The organism is Curtobacterium sp. YR515 (genome assembly GCF_900113095.1).
Taxonomy (GTDB): Bacteria; Actinomycetota; Actinomycetes; order Actinomycetales; family Microbacteriaceae; genus Curtobacterium.
This window is the reverse complement of the sequence record NZ_FOOD01000006.1, coordinates 1-16676: the sequence shown is the minus strand read 5'-3', so window position 1 is coordinate 16676 and position 16676 is coordinate 1. Positions and strand designations below refer to the sequence as shown.

At 70.6% G+C, this 16676-nt stretch carries 18 protein-coding genes; 2 read left to right on the top strand and 16 right to left on the bottom strand.

Translation table 11 applies throughout. The features are described 5' to 3' along the window. Positions 1-203 precede the first annotated feature (203 nt). On the top strand, positions 204-416 hold the full coding sequence (locus tag BM028_RS18320) for a hypothetical protein (RefSeq protein WP_139199319.1): 213 nt from the start codon (positions 204-206) through the stop codon (positions 414-416). 72 nt (positions 417-488) lie between these two features. Here the strand turns inward: BM028_RS18320 and BM028_RS16335 are convergent, their stop codons facing one another. Continuing rightward, positions 489-3005, bottom strand: coding sequence for an ATP-dependent Clp protease ATP-binding subunit (locus BM028_RS16335; protein ID WP_070417315.1), 2517 nt, complete (start codon positions 3003-3005; stop codon positions 489-491). A gap of 277 nt (positions 3006-3282) precedes the next feature. Further along, on the bottom strand, positions 3283-3759 hold the full coding sequence (locus tag BM028_RS16330; RefSeq protein WP_070417316.1) for a Clp protease N-terminal domain-containing protein: 477 nt from the start codon (positions 3757-3759) through the stop codon (positions 3283-3285). Between the two features lie 20 nt (positions 3760-3779). Here BM028_RS16330 and BM028_RS16325 point away from each other — a divergent pair, with 20 nt between their 5' ends. Beyond that, positions 3780-4763: an NAD(+)/NADH kinase gene (locus BM028_RS16325; RefSeq protein ID WP_254803976.1), complete on the top strand. Its 984-nt coding sequence runs from the start codon at positions 3780-3782 to the stop codon at positions 4761-4763. Positions 4764-4913: 150 nt separating this feature from the next. Here the strand turns inward: BM028_RS16325 and BM028_RS16320 are convergent, their stop codons facing one another. The 14 genes from BM028_RS16320 to BM028_RS18620 form a co-directional block, all read right to left on the bottom strand. Next, complete coding sequence (locus tag BM028_RS16320; protein ID WP_070417318.1) at positions 4914-5984, bottom strand: sigma-70 family RNA polymerase sigma factor; 1071 nt, start codon at positions 5982-5984, stop codon at positions 4914-4916. A gap of 340 nt (positions 5985-6324) precedes the next feature. Further along, complete coding sequence (locus BM028_RS18630; RefSeq protein ID WP_156794796.1) at positions 6325-6492, bottom strand: hypothetical protein; 168 nt, start codon at positions 6490-6492, stop codon at positions 6325-6327. 63 nt (positions 6493-6555) lie between these two features. Continuing rightward, positions 6556-6711 carry a hypothetical protein gene (locus tag BM028_RS18625; RefSeq protein ID WP_175496104.1) on the bottom strand — a complete coding sequence of 52 codons (156 nt, stop codon included), beginning with the start codon at positions 6709-6711 and terminating at the stop codon, positions 6556-6558. Between the two features lie 72 nt (positions 6712-6783). Then, the gene (locus tag BM028_RS16310) at positions 6784-6987 is read right to left on the bottom strand and encodes a hypothetical protein (protein ID WP_031262806.1); all 204 of its coding nucleotides are present in this window, start codon (positions 6985-6987) and stop codon (positions 6784-6786) included. Between the two features lie 41 nt (positions 6988-7028). After that, positions 7029-8549: a lysine--tRNA ligase gene (lysS, locus tag BM028_RS16305; protein WP_092387895.1), complete on the bottom strand. Its 1521-nt coding sequence runs from the start codon at positions 8547-8549 to the stop codon at positions 7029-7031. A 55-nt stretch (positions 8550-8604) separates the two neighbouring features. After that, positions 8605-9297 carry a Rossmann-like and DUF2520 domain-containing protein gene (locus BM028_RS16300; RefSeq protein WP_254803975.1) on the bottom strand — a complete coding sequence of 231 codons (693 nt, stop codon included), beginning with the start codon at positions 9295-9297 and terminating at the stop codon, positions 8605-8607. Beyond that, positions 9294-11096 carry a PH domain-containing protein gene (locus BM028_RS16295; RefSeq protein ID WP_092387892.1) on the bottom strand — a complete coding sequence of 601 codons (1803 nt, stop codon included), beginning with the start codon at positions 11094-11096 and terminating at the stop codon, positions 9294-9296. Before BM028_RS16295 ends, BM028_RS16300 begins: the two co-directional genes overlap by 4 nt. A gap of 9 nt (positions 11097-11105) precedes the next feature. Continuing rightward, positions 11106-11627: a PH domain-containing protein gene (locus BM028_RS16290; RefSeq protein ID WP_092387889.1), complete on the bottom strand. Its 522-nt coding sequence runs from the start codon at positions 11625-11627 to the stop codon at positions 11106-11108. A 58-nt stretch (positions 11628-11685) separates the two neighbouring features. Continuing rightward, positions 11686-12177 carry a DUF3180 domain-containing protein gene (locus BM028_RS16285; RefSeq protein ID WP_070417323.1) on the bottom strand — a complete coding sequence of 164 codons (492 nt, stop codon included), beginning with the start codon at positions 12175-12177 and terminating at the stop codon, positions 11686-11688. Further along, positions 12174-12719, bottom strand: coding sequence for a 2-amino-4-hydroxy-6-hydroxymethyldihydropteridine diphosphokinase (gene folK, locus BM028_RS16280; protein WP_092387886.1), 546 nt, complete (start codon positions 12717-12719; stop codon positions 12174-12176). Before folK ends, BM028_RS16285 begins: the two co-directional genes overlap by 4 nt. Beyond that, positions 12716-13117 (bottom strand): dihydroneopterin aldolase, encoded by a 402-nt coding sequence (gene folB, locus BM028_RS16275; protein ID WP_071296491.1) that lies wholly within the window; start codon positions 13115-13117, stop codon positions 12716-12718. The genes folK and folB overlap by 4 nt, the downstream gene beginning before the upstream one ends. Then, the gene (gene folP, locus BM028_RS16270) at positions 13114-14088 is read right to left on the bottom strand and encodes a dihydropteroate synthase (protein WP_175475922.1); all 975 of its coding nucleotides are present in this window, start codon (positions 14086-14088) and stop codon (positions 13114-13116) included. The genes folB and folP overlap by 4 nt, the downstream gene beginning before the upstream one ends. A 6-nt stretch (positions 14089-14094) precedes the next feature. After that, on the bottom strand, positions 14095-16080 hold the full coding sequence (gene ftsH, locus BM028_RS16265) for an ATP-dependent zinc metalloprotease FtsH (protein WP_071296492.1): 1986 nt from the start codon (positions 16078-16080) through the stop codon (positions 14095-14097). A gap of 182 nt (positions 16081-16262) precedes the next feature. After that, the coding region (locus tag BM028_RS18620) for a hypothetical protein (protein WP_175496103.1) at positions 16263-16676 on the bottom strand (414 nt) is incomplete at its 5' end.

The following is a 16676-nucleotide window of genomic DNA, read 5'->3' as shown; positions in this document are numbered from 1 at the left end:
CGGCCCCGGTCTGCGAACAGACCGGGGCCGGCGCGTCTCGACCTGTTGGGGGGAACCGGTCGAGCGCTGCGTGCGAGGTGTTGGGGGGAACCCCTCGCGCGCAGTCACCACCGTACCCCCGGACGGGGGCCCGTGGTACCGCGACGCGCGAACCGTCCCGGGTCTGGGTCGGGCGACATCGCGCCGCGCGTAGCGTCCGGCGCATGGACGATCAACCCGAACCCGAAGCCCACGAGCGTCACCGCTCCGTGGCAGACCTCAACGACGAGTCACTCGGACGCCCCTTCGACCAGACCAACGGCCTGGCGGACGGACTGAGCGGCGACTCGGACGGCACGGCCGAGAGCGAGCAGCCCGGCGTACACAAGCGACACGAGAAGCGCGAGAAGCACCGCGGGCGCGACCACCAGGGGTGACCGCACCCACGACGTGACGGGAGGCGCGGTGCCAGCTGGCACCGCGCCTCCCGTCATGTCCGTGACCGGGCCCTAGGACTCGATCTCGCCCTGCGGCGTGTCCGTCGCCTCGACGGCGGCCGCGCCGGCGAGGACCTCTTCGCGACCCGGCTGACGCCCGGTCTCGAACTGGAACTCGCCACCGGTGAAGTCGACCTTCACGTGGTCGCCGGCCGTGAGCTCACCCTGCAGGATGTGCTCGGACAGCTGGTCCTCGACCTCGTGCTGCATCGCGCGGCGGAGCGGGCGGGCACCGAGTGCCGGGTCGAACCCGACCTTGATGAGCTGCTCCTTGGCGGCGAGCGTGAGCTCCACCGTCATGTCGCGGTCGAGCAGGCGGTCCGCCAGGCGCTTCACGAAGAGGTCCACGATCTGCAGCAGCTCGGGCTGCGAGAGCTGCGGGAACACGATCGTGTCGTCGACGCGGTTGAGGAACTCGGGCTTGAAGTGCTTCTTGAGCTCCTCGTTCACCTTCGAGCGCATGCGGTCGTAGCCGACACCGGAGTCACCCTCGACCTGGAAGCCCACCGGGCCACCGGCGATGCCCTGCGAACCGAGGTTCGTGGTCATGATGATGACGGTGTTCTTGAAGTCGACCACGCGGCCCTGACCATCGGTCAGACGACCCTCTTCGAGGACCTGCAGCAGCGAGTTGAAGATGTCCGGGTGGGCCTTCTCGATCTCGTCGAAGAGGACCACGGAGAACGGCTTGCGGCGCACCTTCTCGGTGAGCTGGCCGCCCTCCTCGAACCCGACGAACCCGGGAGGGGCACCGAAGAGTCGCGAGACGGTGTGCTTCTCGCCGAACTCCGACATGTCGAGGGAGATCAGCGCACCCTCGTCGTCGAAGAGGAACTCGGCGAGGGCCTTGGCGAGCTCGGTCTTCCCGACGCCCGTGGGGCCGGCGAAGATGAACGAGCCGGAGGGACGGTTCGGGTCCTTCAGGCCGGCGCGGGTGCGTCGGATGGTCTTGGAGAGGGCCGAGATGGCCTCTTCCTGACCGATGACGCGCTCGTGCAGTGCCTTCTCCATGAAGACGAGACGCGAGGTCTCTTCCTCGGTGAGCTTGAACACCGGGATGCCCGTGGCCTGCGCCAGGACCTCGGCGATGATGCCCTCGTCGACGGTGCCGGACGCGGCGACGTCGCCCGCACGCCACTGCTTCTCGAGGCGGAGACGCTCGCCGAGGAGCTTCTTCTCCTCGTCACGGAGCGAAGCGGCCTTCTCGAAGTCCTGCTCCTCGATCGCGGCTTCCTTCTGCCCGCGGACCGCCGAGATCTTCTCGTCGAACTCGCGGAGCTCCGGCGGCGCCGACAGGATCGACAGGCGGAGGCGTGCACCGGCCTCGTCGATCAGGTCGATCGCCTTGTCCGGCAGGAAGCGGTCCTGCACGTAGCGGTCCGCGAGGTTCGCCGCGGCGACGATCGCGCCGTCGGTGATGGACACCTTGTGGAACGCCTCGTACTTGTCGCGGAGGCCCTTGAGGATGTTGATCGCGTGGGGCAGCGACGGCTCGTTGACCTGCACCGGCTGGAAGCGACGCTCGAGTGCGGCGTCCTTCTCGAAGTGCTTGCGGTACTCGTCGAGCGTGGTGGCACCGATGGTCTGGAGCTCACCGCGTGCGAGCAGCGGCTTGAGGATGGAAGCGGCGTCGATCGCGCCCTCGGCAGCACCGGCACCCACGAGGGTGTGGATCTCGTCGATGAAGACGATGATGTCGCCGCGGGTGCGGATCTCCTTCGTGACCTTCTTGAGGCGCTCCTCGAAGTCACCGCGGTAGCGGGACCCGGCGATGAGCGACCCGAGGTCGAGCGAGTAGAGCTGCTTGTCCTTCAGCGTCTCGGGCACGTCGCCCTTGACGATCGCCTGGGCGAGGCCCTCGACGACGGCGGTCTTGCCGACGCCGGGCTCACCGATCAGGACGGGGTTGTTCTTGGAGCGGCGGGAGAGGATCTGCATGACCCGCTCCATCTCCTTCTCGCGGCCGATGACCGGGTCGAGCTTGCCGTCACGCGCCGCCTGGGTGAGGTTCCGACCGAACTGGTCGAGGACCTGCGAACCCTGCTGGGCGTTCTGCTGCTGCTCGCCGCCGACGGCGACCGCTTCCTTGCCCTGGTAGCCGGACAGGAGCTGGATGACCTGCTGACGGACGCGGTTGAGGTCCGCGCCGAGCTTGACGAGCACCTGGGCGGCGACGCCCTCGCCCTCGCGGATGAGGCCGAGGAGGATGTGCTCGGTGCCGATGTAGTTGTGGCCGAGCTGCAGCGCCTCGCGCAGGGACAGCTCGAGCACCTTCTTGGCGCGCGGCGTGAACGGGATGTGCCCGGTCGGCTGCTGCTGGCCCTGCCCGATGATGTCCTGGACCTGCTCGCGGACGGCATCGAGCGAGATGCCGAGCGACTCCAGCGCCTTGGCGGCGACGCCCTCGCCCTCGTGGATGAGGCCGAGGAGGATGTGCTCGGTGCCGATGTAGTTGTGGTTGAGCATCTTCGCTTCTTCTTGAGCGAGGACGACAACACGACGGGCTCGGTCGGTGAATCTCTCGAACATGTGCTCTCCCTTGCCGGGCTCGTGGAAGTCCGGTGACGTACATCGAGAGTAACCAGCGCACCCCGGGTGGTCTGCCCCTGTTCGCCGTGGGCGTGACCTCGTTGCGTCCGGTGAACAGGGGACGGTCGGGAGGCACGGTGCGGGTCCGCCCCGGAGCCCGCGCCCGGCGGTGCTCACGGGGGTCGCACGGCGGGTCGCGCCGGGTGTCGGGTCGGCGCGGGCCGGCGCGGGCCGCGGGTCGGCGCGGGCCGCGTGGCGCGGGGTGGCGCGGGGCGCGTCAGGCGCGTCGTGCGGCGCGACGCAGGGCGCGGCGGAAGCGGCGCGGGTCGACACCGAGACCGTCGAGGACGTCGTGCGCGGCCCCCGTGAACGGGTCGTCGATGCCGTCGAGCACCGCGAGCAGCACGTGGTGCGGTCGGACGCGTTCCGCCGGGCCGGCGAGCTGTGCGGCACGTGCCAGCACCCGCGCCGCGGCCGGCGTGCACGTGACCCGGTCGGGCGAGACCGGCCCGGGTGCCCCGGCGCCGACGAAGGCACTGCTGGCGGTGCGGACGCGGTCGGGCGTGACGCCGTGCGCGTCGAGGACGTCGAGGAAGCGGGGCATCCCGCTGCAGAGCGTGACCGCGGCGACGAGGAGGTGTTCGGCGTCGAGGAAGCCGAACCCGGTCTCCAGTGACTCCTGTTCCGCGAGGAGCACGATCTCGCGTCCGTGCCGGAGTGTGGGCAGGGCGACGGAGAGCGTGGCGATCTGCATACATGCAGAATATCTCATGTGTGAGCAGTCCACCAGAGGAGATCCCGGGCGCGATCGGTACGATCGCGACCATGGAGCAGCCCGTCGTCGGACTCGTCGTCCACCCGACCAAGAACGTGCAGGAGTCCGTCGCGACCCTGCAGCGCTGGAACGCCTCCGGCCGCGGACGCCTCGTCGCCCGCCGCGCCGACGTCCAGCGCATCGGCGGCGGGGTCGACGTGATCGGGGACGAGGACTTCACGGAGGAGGTCGACCTCGTCGTCGCACTCGGCGGGGACGGCACGATGCTCGGGGCCATGCGGCTCGTGGCGAAGCGTCCGGTGCCGGTGCTCGGGGTCAACTACGGCAACGTGGGCTTCCTCGTCGAGATCGAGCCGCCCGAGCTCGAGGTCGCGCTCGAGCGGCTGTCCGCCGGCGACTACCAGCTCGAACCGCACCACGCCCTCGAGGCCCGGCTGTTCTGGAGCGGTGCCCGCACCGACTACCTCGCGTTCAACGACCTCACGATCGTGCGACGCCCCGGCGCCGGGCAGGTGTCCGCTGACCTCAGCGTCGGCGGGCTCGGGTACGGCTACTACCGGGCGGACGCCATCGTCGCCGCGACTCCGGCCGGGTCCACCGCGTACAACTACGCCGCCGGTGGCCCCGTCCTCTCCCCCGCACTGTCCGGCTCCGTCGTGACCCCGGTCGCGCCGATGGCCGGGATCGACCGTGCCGTGGTCCTCGCCGCTCGCGAGCGCTACCGGTTCGACATCGCCGAGGGCACCCGCAGCGCAGCGCTCGAGGTCGACGGACTCGTCGTCGGCGAGGTCGCCACCGGTGCGCAGATCGACGTGCGGCTGCGGAAGGACGCCGGCAGCGTGGTCCGCCTCGACGCCGAGCGCCACGGGCGGACCGGACGCGTGAAGCTCAGCCTGCTCGACCTGCCCGTGCGACCGGACCAGCTCATCGAGCTCATCCCGCAGGACCTCCGCCAGAAGCTCGGGCGCGAGGTCGAGGAGTAGCGGACCGCGCCCTGCCCGACCCCGGGAACGTGAATGGCCCGCTCACGCCGAAGCGCGAGCGGGCCGTCCCATCACCCCACCGGATCGTCTTCCCACAGAACGACCCGGTTCCCCGTGCCGGCACTCACGCGCCGGCCGAAGTCCACTGACCTAGTCGGTCAGGTACAGCTGCATGTCCTGCGAGACCGCCTTGGCGAAGAGCCGCAGCTTGGCGCGGGACTCCACACGGCTGACCGCCTGGCGGGTCGTGTGGACGATCTTCGAGATCTCGTCGAGCGTCATCGGCTTGTCGTCGTCGAGGCCGTAGCGCATGCGGATCACGTTCGCCTCGTCGCTCGGCAGTTCGGCGACGATCGAGCGGATGTCGCGGTGGAGCAGCGTCGTCTCGGTCAGCTCGTTCGGGGACGCGGCGTCCTCGTCCTCGATGAAGTCGCCGAGCTCGCTGTCGTCCGAGTCGCCGACCACGGTGTGGATCGACACCGGTTCGTGCGAGCGCCCCTTGAGGTCGACGAGCTCGTCGACGCTCATGCTCAGCTCGGCCGCGACCTCGTCCGGCATCGGCGCGCGGCCGAGGTCGACGGTGAGGTCGCGCTCGGTGCGGGAGATCTTGTTGATCAGCTCCACCGTGTGGACCGGGATGCGGATCGTGCGGGCCTTGTCGGCGAGACCGCGGGAGATCGCCTGACGGATCCACCAGGTGGCGTACGTCGAGAACTTGTAGCCCTGCGTGAAGTCGAACTTCTCGACCGCGCGGACCAGGCCGAGGTTGCCTTCCTGGATGACGTCCATGAAGGGCAGGCCGCGCTGCGAGTAGCGCTTGGCGATGCTCACGACGAGGCGGAGGTTCGAGGTGATCATGCGCTCCTTGGCGCGCTCACCGTCACGGACGAGCCAGCGCAGTTCACGCTGCAGGGTCTTCGCGAGGCCCTTCTCGGTGGCGAGCTTCTCCCCGGCGAAGAGGCCGACCTCGATGCGGCGGGCGATCTCGGCTTCTTCCTCGGCGGTGAGGAGCGAGAGGCGGCCGATGTGGCGGAGGTAGTCACCGACCTGGTCGACCGAGGCGCCGCGGACACCCGCGAGCTGCTCGTCGGCCTCGACCTCGGTGTCGAGCGTGGTGGTCTCGACCGCGGTGACCGGAGCCTTCGCTGCGGTCGTCTTCTTGGTGCGACGTGCGGTCGTGCCGGTGGTCGTCGTCTTGGGTGCTGCGGTTGCGATCGTCATGATGACTCCCTGCGTTCGACGGGTGATGACCTCGTTGGGGGTGTCACGAGTAAAGCGTTCCGGAGGTGTACCCCACAAACCGATCGGATCGATTCTCAGGCTTCTCCGTGCTTCACCATGGATACCGTCCCCCGAGGGGTACAGCCTGTCGTCAGTCTGGTCCCCCGCATGGTCGAGAATCAAGGGGATGTCGCCGTGTTTCCGGCGTTGCATCGGTGTTTCTTGCTCGTTTCCGATCCTGTACCCCGGGCCGCCGCGTCCAGTGGACACGAAAAAGGGGTACGGCGGTCCGGATCGTGGCGATCCAGTCGTCGTACCCCGAAAACCGAACGGGCGGGGGTCACCAGGAGGGCTCGAGCCACCCCTCGCGACGCTTCGAGACCTCGAGGTCGGCGTCTCGGTCGAACTCGTCGTACTCGCTCTCGATGTCGCCGACGAGGCTGCGGCCGGTGAAGACGCCACCGCGGTTCGCGAGGACACCACCGGAGATGATCTGCGTGATGGACATGCGGACGATGCTCACCCCGGCAGACGACGTCGGGGTGAACGGCTGGTGACGGTGTCCGGACGCTCAGACGTCGATGTCGTCGTCGCCCTCACCGTCGGGCCACACGCTGTCGTCGCGAGCGGGATCCGCGACCGCCGGGTGCCCGAAGGCGTCATCGGGATCGAGGTCGGCGAGGTCGGGGTCGGGCTCGGGCTCCGTGCCGTCCGGGGTCGCGCGCATGCACGCCAGGGTCGCACCGCGCGGTGAACACCGGGTGACGTCGACCGCGGGCGGCCGCGGATCGGGAGTGGGCTACTCCGCGGAGGCAGGCGCCGGTGCCGGCACGCCGTGCTCCCGCTCGAAGCGGGCACGCTCCTCGGCCTCGACCTTGGCGTACGCGGCACGCTCGGTACGGTCGGCCCGCATGATGGCGCGCATCACGAACCAGAAGATGAGGCCGACCACGACGGTCGGCGTCAGGGCGAAGATGATCCCGGTCACGACTCCATGCGGCACCCGAGCATCCTAACCCCCGGAACGGAGCCGTCAGCTGGGTTCTACTTCACCAACGGGAACAGGATCGTCTCGCGGATGCCCAGGCCCGTGATGGCCATGAGGAGCCGGTCGATGCCCATGCCCATGCCCCCCGACGGCGGCATCGCGTGCTCGAGTGCCCGCAGGAACTCCTCGTCGACGCGCATGGCCTCGAGGTCGCCGCCCGCAGCGAGCTTCGCCTGCTCGACGAACCGCTCCCGCTGCACGACCGGGTCGACGAGCTCGGAGTACGCCGTCGCCAGCTCGAAGCCACGGACGTAGAGGTCCCACTTCTCGACGATGCCCGGACGGCTGCGGTGCTCGCGGGTCAGCGGCGAGGTGTCGACCGGGAAGTTCATCACGAACGTCGGGCGGTCGAGCGAGTCGATGACGAAGTGCTCCCAGAGCTCTTCGACGTACTTGCCGTGCGTGGCGTGCGCGACCTCGACCCCCTCGGCATCGGCGAGCGCCCGCAGCTCGGACAGCGGCGTCTCCGGGGTGATCTCGCGACCGGCCGCCTCGGACAGCGACCCGTACATGTCGATGCGCGGCCACTCGCCGCCGAGGTCGTACGTCGTGCCGTCCGCCCAGGTGACCTCGAGCGAGCCGCCGGTCACCGCACGCGCGGCGTTCTGCACGAGCTCCTGGGTCAGGTCGGCCATCTGCTCGTAGTCGCCGTACGCCTGGTAGGCCTCGAGCATCGCGAACTCGGGCGAGTGCGTCGAGTCGGCGCCCTCGTTGCGGAAGTTCCGGTTCACCTCGAACACCCGGTCGATGCCGCCGACGACGGCGCGCTTCAGGAAGAGCTCCGGCGCGATGCGGAGGTACAGCTCGGTGTCGAACGCGTTCGAGTGCGTGACGAAGGGCCGCGCCGAGGCACCGCCGTGCTGGGTCTGCAGCATCGGGGTCTCGACCTCGAGGTAGTCGTGACCGGCGAAGGTCTGCCGGAGCGACGACATCACGGCGGCACGCGCGCGGACGGTGGCCCGGGCCTCCTCGCGCACGATGAGGTCGAGGTAGCGCTGGCGGACCCGGGTCTCCTCGTTGAGTTCGTTGTGCAGGTTCGGCAGCGGCAGGATCGCCTTGGCCGCGATCTGCCAGTCGTCGACCATGATCGACAGCTCGCCCCGCCGCGAGGAGATCACCCGGCCGTGCACGAACACGTGGTCGCCGAGGTCGACGAACTCCTTCCAGCGCGCGAGCGATTCCTCGCCCACCTCGGCGAGGGACACCATCGCCTGGATGCGGGAGCCGTCGCCGGACTGCAGGGACGCGAAGCAGAGCTTGCCGGTGTTGCGCGAGAACACGATGCGGCCGGCGATCCCGACGACGTCCTGGGTCTCCTCGCCGGTGTCGAGGTGCGCGTACTGCGCACGGACCGCGGGGATGGTGGTGGTGACCGGCAGGCCGGCCGGGTACGCCTCGATCCCCGACTCGAGGAGCTTCGCCCGCTTGTCGAGCCGGACCTGTCGCTGCTCGCTGGTCTCCGCCGCGGCGATCTCGGCGGCGGAGGGCTCGGTGGCGGGTGCGGTCTCGTCGGTCATGCTGGTGCGGCTCCGATGGTCGTGGGGGTCCCGGAAATCGTACAGCGCGGCCGGACTAGAGCGTCGCCTGCCCGTCGGCCGCCGCGAGCGCGTTGTCGACGGCCGTGCGGACCAGCGCTCCGAGGACCCGGCCCGGGTACTCGACCCCGATGCCGGACAGCGTGCCGGCGGACTGGTCGACGATCGCGGTCGAGAAGCTCACCGCGGCGCGGACGGCGTCGGCGTAGGCGGGCCGGTCCTGCTCGGTGACGACGAACGGCTCCGCACCCATCTCGACGACGAGCGCCTGCGCGATGGGGAGCACGGGCGACGGTGCGGTCACGGCGCAGTACGCGTCGCGGAGCCGGACGAGGTCGACGCTGGTGCCGGTGAACGCCATCGCGGGGTGGATCGCGAGCGGGATCGCCCCCGCGGCCATCGCCGGTGCGAGGATGCCCACGCCGTGGTCCGGGCTGGTGTGCACGACGAGCTGCCCCGGCTGCCAGATCCCGGCGTCCGCGAGTCCCTGCACGAGGTCGGCCAGCTGGTCGTCCGGCACGGCGAGGAGCACGAGTTCGCTGCGCTCGACGAGGTCGGGGGTCTCGAGGACGGGTGCGCCGGGGAGCATCGCCTCGGCGCGGTCGCGTCCGGCCTCGGACACGGCCGTCACACCGACGACGGCGTGCTCGGCGTTCGCGAGCGCTGCTCCGAGGACCGGTCCGACCCGTCCGGCGCCGAGGACGCCGATTCCCAGCCGCCCCGCCCTCACCGCGCGGCTCCCGGCGGCGGGGTGTCGCCCCAGGGCGATCCAGGAGGCACGGTGCCGGTCGGCCGCACCGGCTCGGCGCCGCCGGGTGCGCGCTCTGGCGACGACTGCTCGCGGTCCACCGCGTCCACTCGTCGCTCTGGTGACCACTCCGGGGCCGCGGCCGGCGCGACGGGGGCGAGCCGCGCCTCCCGTTCGCGCCACCGGTGGGAGGTGTCGGCCGCAGCCGCCTCGACCGCGCGGGCCGAGGCGTCCGACCACAGCTGCTGCGCGTCCCGCGCGTCCAGCGCGCCGATGCTCGCGGAGACCGGCCCCTGCACGGTCTGCACGTGCACCGACGCGAGCCGCAGCGCACGCTCGAGCGGTCCCTGCGAGACCTTGACGCTCTGCACGCGCGGCAGCGGCACGATGACCAGCGAGCGCCAGACGGCACCGAGCCGGAGCAGGACGGCACCCGGGACGAAGCGGTAGCCGTTGCGGCGGAACGCGAACGGGCGGAGCCAGGCGCCCCGGCGCGGGGAGTGCACGAACCCGCCGCGGTCGCCCGTGGTGGTGAGGCTGTCGTCGACGACGTCCACTGCCTCGGCCGAGCCCTCGCGGAGCTGCTCCTGCGAGGCGGCAGGTCCGGCGACGGCGGTGCCGACGAGGCCGGGGAGGATGATGTCGAGGACCTCGCGGACGTCGCGCGCGGTGCCGACCGGCAGGACGATCGACGAGACCTGCTGGTTGTTCGAGGCCCCGTTGCCGGCGTTCGTCGCACGGTTGATCCGGACGTCCCACCAGCCGAACGGCCGCCAGAGCAGCGGCTGCGCCACGCTCACGGCGTGGATGCGGCCGGGCGGCAGGGTCTCGTTCGAAGTGGACACGAGCCCGAAGCCGATCCGGATGCCGTCGCGGGTCTCGGCGATCGTGTACTGCAGCGAGCGGGAGAACTTCCGGACGTAGTACCCGCCGGCGCCGATCACCGCGGGGAACAGGCCGAAGAGGATCCCGTACTCGCCGGTGAGCGCCACGCTGACGATCATCGCGGCGACCGCGGCGAGGATGAACACCGTCGTGCCGGAGAGCAGCATCGACGCGATGAGCCGGCCGGGGTGCACCTTCACGATGCGCGTCGCGCGGACCGCGGCGGGGTCGAGCTCCGGCGAGAAGATCTCGTCGACTCGGTCCTGCAGCACGCCGTTCGACGCCCGGGCCGGGTCGTGCTGCCGCTCGTCGTCCTTCGCCCCGGAGGCGAGCACGAGGATGCGCTGCCGCAGGTCGTCCGCAGCCTTGACCCCGAGGTAGGCGAGCTGCACGTTCGCGTCGTTACCGGCCTGGGCGATCTCGAGCTTGGCCGTGCCGAAGATCCGCGGGATGAGCGGCCGCGAGATGTTGATGCCCTGGATGCGGTCCAGCCGGGCCTTGCGGTTCGTCCGGAAGAGCACGCCCGAGCGGACCTCGACGATCTCGCCGGTCACCCGGAACTCGTGCATGCGCCAGGAGAGGGTGAACAACGCAAGGAGTACCAGCAACAGCACAGCCACGCCGAGCAGCACCCAGCCGACGACGCCGTGCTCGTAGACGTACCGCACGGGGTCGCCGTCGTCCTGCGGGCCACCGCCGGGGATGAAGAACTCGACGAGCTGGTCCCGCAGGCTGTTCAGCACGTAGCCGAGGATCACGATGAGGAAGATGCCGCCCTTGAGCAGCGGCGTCAGCGGGTGCATGCGGTGCCACTCGCCGTCGGTCAGCGGCGCGGCAGCGGCGGCGTTGCCCCGGTGCGGCGGAGCGGGCGGAGGCGGGCCGGGTCGGAAGCTCATGCGGCCCTCCTAGAGTCCGGCGCGGCGGGACTCGGCGAGCTCGACGAGTCGGTCGCGCAGCTCGTCGGCATCGGCGAAGGGGATGCCGGGGATCCGGACGTTGGTCGACGCGGCCGCCGTGACGAACTTCAGCTCGCTCATGCCGAGCACCCGGTCGAGCGGCCCCCGGTTGACGTCGACGAGCTGCATGCGGCCGTACGGGACGGCGGTGAACCGCTGCCACATCAGGCCGCGCCGGAGGACGAGGTCGTCGTCACGGAGGGCGTACCCGATCGCCCGCACGCGTCGCGGCGTCAGGATCGCCGTCACGAGGGTGACGATCGCGACCGCGATGCCGATCAGCGTCCAGACGGTGCCGGCCGTGCCGGAGAACCCGCCGCTGATGACGCCGATGATGACGCAGCCGGCCGTCACCACGAGCCCGATCACGATCGTCGTGACGAGCTCGGTCCAGACGAGCTTGGGCGACACCCGGGTCCAGCTGGTGCCGGTCAGTCCCAGACCGGGCTCGTCGAGTCGTTCACGCGGCATCGCGGGCCTCCTGCGGTCGGGTCGTGCTGGGCGGTGCGCCGGGTCGTGCCGCCCGGTGTCAGTGCGCCTGCGTCGTGCCGCCCCGGGGGAGGTCGTCGTCGTCATCGTCCCCAGGAGGAGCGATGCACATGCGTTCGGCGACGAGTGCGCACACCGTCAACACGAGTCCACCCCCGACCGCCACGGCGTTCGGCAGGACCGAGCCTAGCGAAGGGAACGCCGAGCGGGTCAGGAGGTACACGAGCAGGCCCGCGCCGAACCCGCCGAACAGCGAGCCCGCGATGCTCGACGCCTTCGCGAGCACCACGACGCGGATCGCGTAGAGCGGGTCGACGGGGTGCGACCGGGACGCGCCGTCGCGAGCGTGCCGACGGACCGGCCGGGCCATCAGGACCACGGCGATGCCGATGAACGCGAGGGTGACGCCGAGGGGTGTCGCGAGGAACAGCGTCGGCGCCTGCCGCGACGCCAGGACGGCGTCGAGGGCGAAGCCGGCGACCGCCGCGACGACGGCGACGCTGAGCAGGGTGGAGGCGCGGGTGGGCTTCACGAATCGCTCGTCTCTGGCCTGGAGGCGCGGGTCGGCTCGTCGAAGAGGCGCGGCTCGTCGACGCGCTCCGTGTCGTCCCCCACCCGCTCGAGCAGGTCGGCGACGGGCCCGACACCCGGCAGGACGGCGTCCGGGTCGGCGTCGTGCCACGGCGCGAGCACGAACGCCCGCTCGCCGGCGCGCGGGTGCGGCACGGTCAGTGTCACGGTGTCGAGGGACAGGTCGTCGTACGCCACGAGGTCGAGGTCGAGCGTCCGGTCGCCCCAGCGGACCTCGCGCGTGCGGCCGTGGGTGTCCTCGATGCCGTGCAGGGCGTCGAGGAGTTCCTGCGGCTCGAGGTCGGTGTCGACGACCACGACGGCGTTCCGGTACCGGGGCTTCGTCGTGTCCGGGCCGTCGAGCGTGACGGCGACCGACTCGACCTCGCGGCTGGAGGCCACCGGACGCACCCCGGGGAGGGCGACGATCGCGGCGGCGGCGGCGCGCAGGTTGCTCCCCCGGTCGCCGAGGTTGGCGCCGAGGGCGACGACCGCCCGGCTCACTCTTCTTCCTCGACGTCGGACCCGGCGGCACGGACGCCGCCACGGGTCCGGCGGATCGTGATCGACACGTCGGTGAACGGCACCGTGATGGGCGCCTGCGGCTTGTGCACCGTGACCTCGGTCGCCAGGGCCGCACGGTGCGTCAGCACGGCGGCGGCGATGCGCTCGGCGAGGGTCTCGATGAGGTCGACCGGGTCGCGCTCGATCTCGGCGACGACCTGCTCAGCGAGCACGCCGTAGTGCACGGTCTCGTCGAGGTCGTCGGAGCCGGACGCGGCGCGGGCGTCGACCTCGACGGCGACGTCGACCACGAAGTCCTGGCCGTCGGTGCGCTCGTGGTCGAAGACCCCGTGGTGCCCGCGCGCGCGGACCCCGGTCAGTCGGATGGTGTCCCTCACGATCGAGCTGCCCTCCAGGCGTCCCAGACGTCGAGCACGGCACGGGTCGGTGCCGGGTCGTGCACGCGCACACCCCACGCCCCGCGTTCGGCGGAGAGCAGGCTGATGGCGGCGGTGGCGAGGTCGCGCTCCTTCGGGGCGGCACCGGCAGCGCTGCCGACCCCGTCGAGGAAGCGCTTGCGTGAGGCGGCGACGAGCACCGGCAGGCCGATCGATGCGAACCGCTCGTAGCCCGCCAGGATCTCCCAGTTCTGCACGCCCTGCTTGGCGAAGCCGAGGCCCGGGTCGATGACGACCTGTTCCTGGCGCACCCCGAGGACGATGAGCTCGGCGACGCGGAGTTCGACCTCGCGCCGGACCTCGTCGACGGCGTGCACGTACTCGGCGTTGCGGTACATCCGGTCGCTGTGCCCGCGCCAGTGCATGACGACGAACCCGGCACCCGTGTCACGGACGACTCGCGCCATGTCGTCGTCGGCCAGCCCACCGGAGACGTCGTTCACGATGGCGGCGCCGAGGTCCACCGAACGCTCGGCGGTCGAGGCGTTCATCGTGTCGACGCTCACCGTGATCCCCTCGGCCACGAGCTGCTGCACGACCGGGAGCACCCGCTGCTGCTCGACCTCGACGGGGACGCGCTCCGACCCCGGCCGGGTCGACTCCCCGCCGACGTCGACGATGTCGGCCCCGGCGGCGACGAGTTCCCGGGCGTGCTGCACCGCGGCGTCGTACGCCTGGTGCAGCCCGCCGTCGCTGAAGGAGTCCGGCGTGACGTTGAGGATCCCCATCACCCGGGTCCGGTCGTCGGCCGGCGCACCGCGGTCACGGTCGCGCCGCCGACCGGTCACGATCTCCGGCACCGGTGCTGGTGCCCGGAGGTCGATCGCGACCGTCGGCGGCTCGGCTGCTGCGGCCCGCGCCTGGCTCACCTCGGCGAGCCGACGCGAGCGCCTCGTCGGCAGGTCCGTCATGCCGGCCTACGCGGGGGCGATACCCGGGTTGCCGAAGGGACGGCGACGGGGCTTCGACGACTCGTGGTCGGACTGCTCGGACGCGGTCGAGGCGGCCTTGCCCGGCACCTCGATGGCGGGCAGGTTGCTCACCGGACGCTTGTCGCTGGACAGCCACTGCGGCCGCTCCGGCAGCTTGCGGACGTCCTTGAAGATCTCGACAAGCTCCGGGGCGTCGAGCGTCTCCTTCTCGAGGAGCTCGCCGGCCAGACGGTCGAGGATGTCGCGGTTGTCGTTGAGCACCTGGTAGGCCTCGTCGTGCGCGGCCTCGAGCAGGGCACGGGTCTCGGCGTCGACCGTCTCGGCGATGTTCTCCGAGTAGTCGCGGCTGGTCCCGCCGCTCATGTCGCGGCCGACGAACGGCTCGCTCGACCCGGAGCCGAGCTTGACGGACCCGACGGCACGGCTCATGCCGTACTCGGTGACCATCTTGCGCGCGGTGCCGGTGGCCTTCTCGATGTCGTTCGACGCACCCGTGGTCGGGTCGTGGAAGACGATCTCCTCGGCGACGCGGCCGCCCATGGCGTAGGTGAGCTGGTCGAGCAGTTCGTTACGGGTGACGGAGTACTTGTCCTCGAGCGGGAGCACCATCGTGTAGCCGAGGGCACGGCCGCGCGGGAGGATCGTGATCTTCGTCACCGGGTCGGTGTGGCGCATGGCAGCGGCCGCGAGGGCGTGACCACCCTCGTGGTAGGCCGTGATGAGGCGTTCCTGGTCGGACATGATGCGCGTGCGGCGCTGCGGTCCGGCCATGACGCGGTCGACGGCTTCGTCGAGGGCGCGGTTGTCGATGAGCTGTGCGTTCGAGCGGGCCGTCAGGAGCGCGGCCTCGTTGAGGACGTTCGCCAGGTCGGCGCCGGTGAAGCCCGGCGTCTTGCGGGCGAGGAGCTCGAGGTCGACGCTCGCAGCGAGCGGCTTGCCCTTCGCGTGCACCTCGAGGATCTGCTGTCGGCCGGCGAGACCAGGGGCGTCGACGCCGATCTGGCGGTCGAAGCGACCGGGGCGGAGGAGCGCCGGGTCGAGGACGTCGGGACGGTTCGTCGCCGCGATGAGGATCACGTTGGTCTTGCCGTCGAAGCCGTCCATCTCGACCAGCAGCTGGTTCAGCGTCTGCTCACGCTCGTCGTTGCCGCCGCCGATGCCGGCGCCACGGTGACGACCCACGGCGTCGATCTCGTCGATGAAGACGATGGCGGGCGAGTTCTGCTTCGCCTGCTCGAAGAGGTCGCGGACACGGCTCGCACCGACACCGACGAACATCTCGACGAAGTCCGAACCGGAGATCGAGTAGAACGGGACGCCCGCCTCACCGGCGACGGCTCGGGCGAGCAGCGTCTTGCCGGTTCCGGGAGGGCCGTACAGCAGCACGCCCTTCGGGATCTTGGCGCCGACGGCCTGGAACTTCGCCGGCTCCTTGAGGAACTCCTTGATCTCCTGGAGCTCCTCGATCGCCTCGTCGGCGCCCGCGACGTCGGCGAAGCTGACCTGCGGGTTCTCCTTGTTGTTCATCTTCGCCCGGGACTTGCCGAACTGCATGACCTTCGAGCCGCCGCCCTGGGCGTTGGCGAGGAGGAACCAGAACAGGGCGCCGATGATGAGGAACGGCAGGAGGATGCCGAGCAGCGAGAGGAACCAGTTCGACTGCTGGACGGTGTCGTTGTAGCCCTTCGGCAGGTTCGCCTCGTTGACGGCCTGGATGACCTCTTCACCGCGCGGCGTCGAGTAGTAGAACTGCTCGTGCGCGTTGCCGTCCTTGAGGGTGAGGTCGACGCGCTGCTCGGTGGAGTTCACCACCACGGAGGAGACCTTGCCGTCGGAGAGCTGCTGGAGGCCCTTCTGCGTGTCGATCTGCTGCGTGCCGGACTGGCTGATGACAGCCCATCCGATCCAGATCCCCACGATCGCGATCAGCACGTAGATGTACGGCCCGCGAAGGATGCGCTTGAAGTCCATGTGATCCGGGCAGAGCGCCCGACACCTTTCTCTGCCGAAGTTGCGTGCTGATCAGCATACGGCTGCGATTCTGTGGCGAGAATGGGTGTCCTCTGCGGGCGAACTCCACCATTCCCCAGACCGAGCCGGGAGATACACCACGGTGGGCGCCCCTCCCGGCTCGAGTCCGTCAGCTCACCGGGTCAACGGGTGAAGTCGAACGAGACCGTCCCGTTTCCGAGCTCGCCGTACTGCTGCACCTTGGCGCTGATGAGCCGGTGGTTCGGGATCTCGACGCTCCAGGCGCCGTCAGCGCTGGCCATCACCGTGTGGGTCCACACGTTCGCACCCGGGACCGGCTTGCCACCGGGGTTCGAGAGCGCCACCCGCACCTGCGACCACGACGTGGCCGTGCCGGTGAGGCGCGTCGTGCCACCCGGCACGTACGACGTGTCGGAGGTCACCGCGAGCGGGCGGAAGACCGGCTTCTCGCCGTTCTCGTCGGACGCCTGGAGCGCCACGAGGATCCCGGCGTCGTTCGCCGCGGTCTGGCGCACCCGCACCTGGTGCTGGAGCCCCGCCACCGCGTACCGCGACTCGAACGACCACTTCCCGTC

Coding starts and splice junctions, on each gene's coding strand:
- BM028_RS18320 (WP_139199319.1), top strand. CDS start 204: ATGGACGATCAACCCGAACCCGAAGCCCACGAGCGTCACCGCTCCGTG.
- BM028_RS16335 (WP_070417315.1), bottom strand. CDS start 3,005: ATGTTCGAGAGATTCACCGACCGAGCCCGTCGTGTTGTCGTCCTCGCT.
- BM028_RS16330 (WP_070417316.1), bottom strand. CDS start 3,759: ATGCAGATCGCCACGCTCTCCGTCGCCCTGCCCACACTCCGGCACGGA.
- BM028_RS16320 (WP_070417318.1), bottom strand. CDS start 5,984: ATGACGATCGCAACCGCAGCACCCAAGACGACGACCACCGGCACGACC.
- BM028_RS18630 (WP_156794796.1), bottom strand. CDS start 6,492: ATGTCCATCACGCAGATCATCTCCGGTGGTGTCCTCGCGAACCGCGGT.
- BM028_RS18625 (WP_175496104.1), bottom strand. CDS start 6,711: ATGCGCGCGACCCCGGACGGCACGGAGCCCGAGCCCGACCCCGACCTC.
- lysS (WP_092387895.1), bottom strand. CDS start 8,549: ATGACCGACGAGACCGCACCCGCCACCGAGCCCTCCGCCGCCGAGATC.
- BM028_RS16295 (WP_092387892.1), bottom strand. CDS start 11,096: ATGAGCTTCCGACCCGGCCCGCCTCCGCCCGCTCCGCCGCACCGGGGC.
- BM028_RS16290 (WP_092387889.1), bottom strand. CDS start 11,627: ATGCCGCGTGAACGACTCGACGAGCCCGGTCTGGGACTGACCGGCACC.
- folP (WP_175475922.1), bottom strand. CDS start 14,088: ATGACGGACCTGCCGACGAGGCGCTCGCGTCGGCTCGCCGAGGTGAGC.
- ftsH (WP_071296492.1), bottom strand. CDS start 16,080: ATGGACTTCAAGCGCATCCTTCGCGGGCCGTACATCTACGTGCTGATC.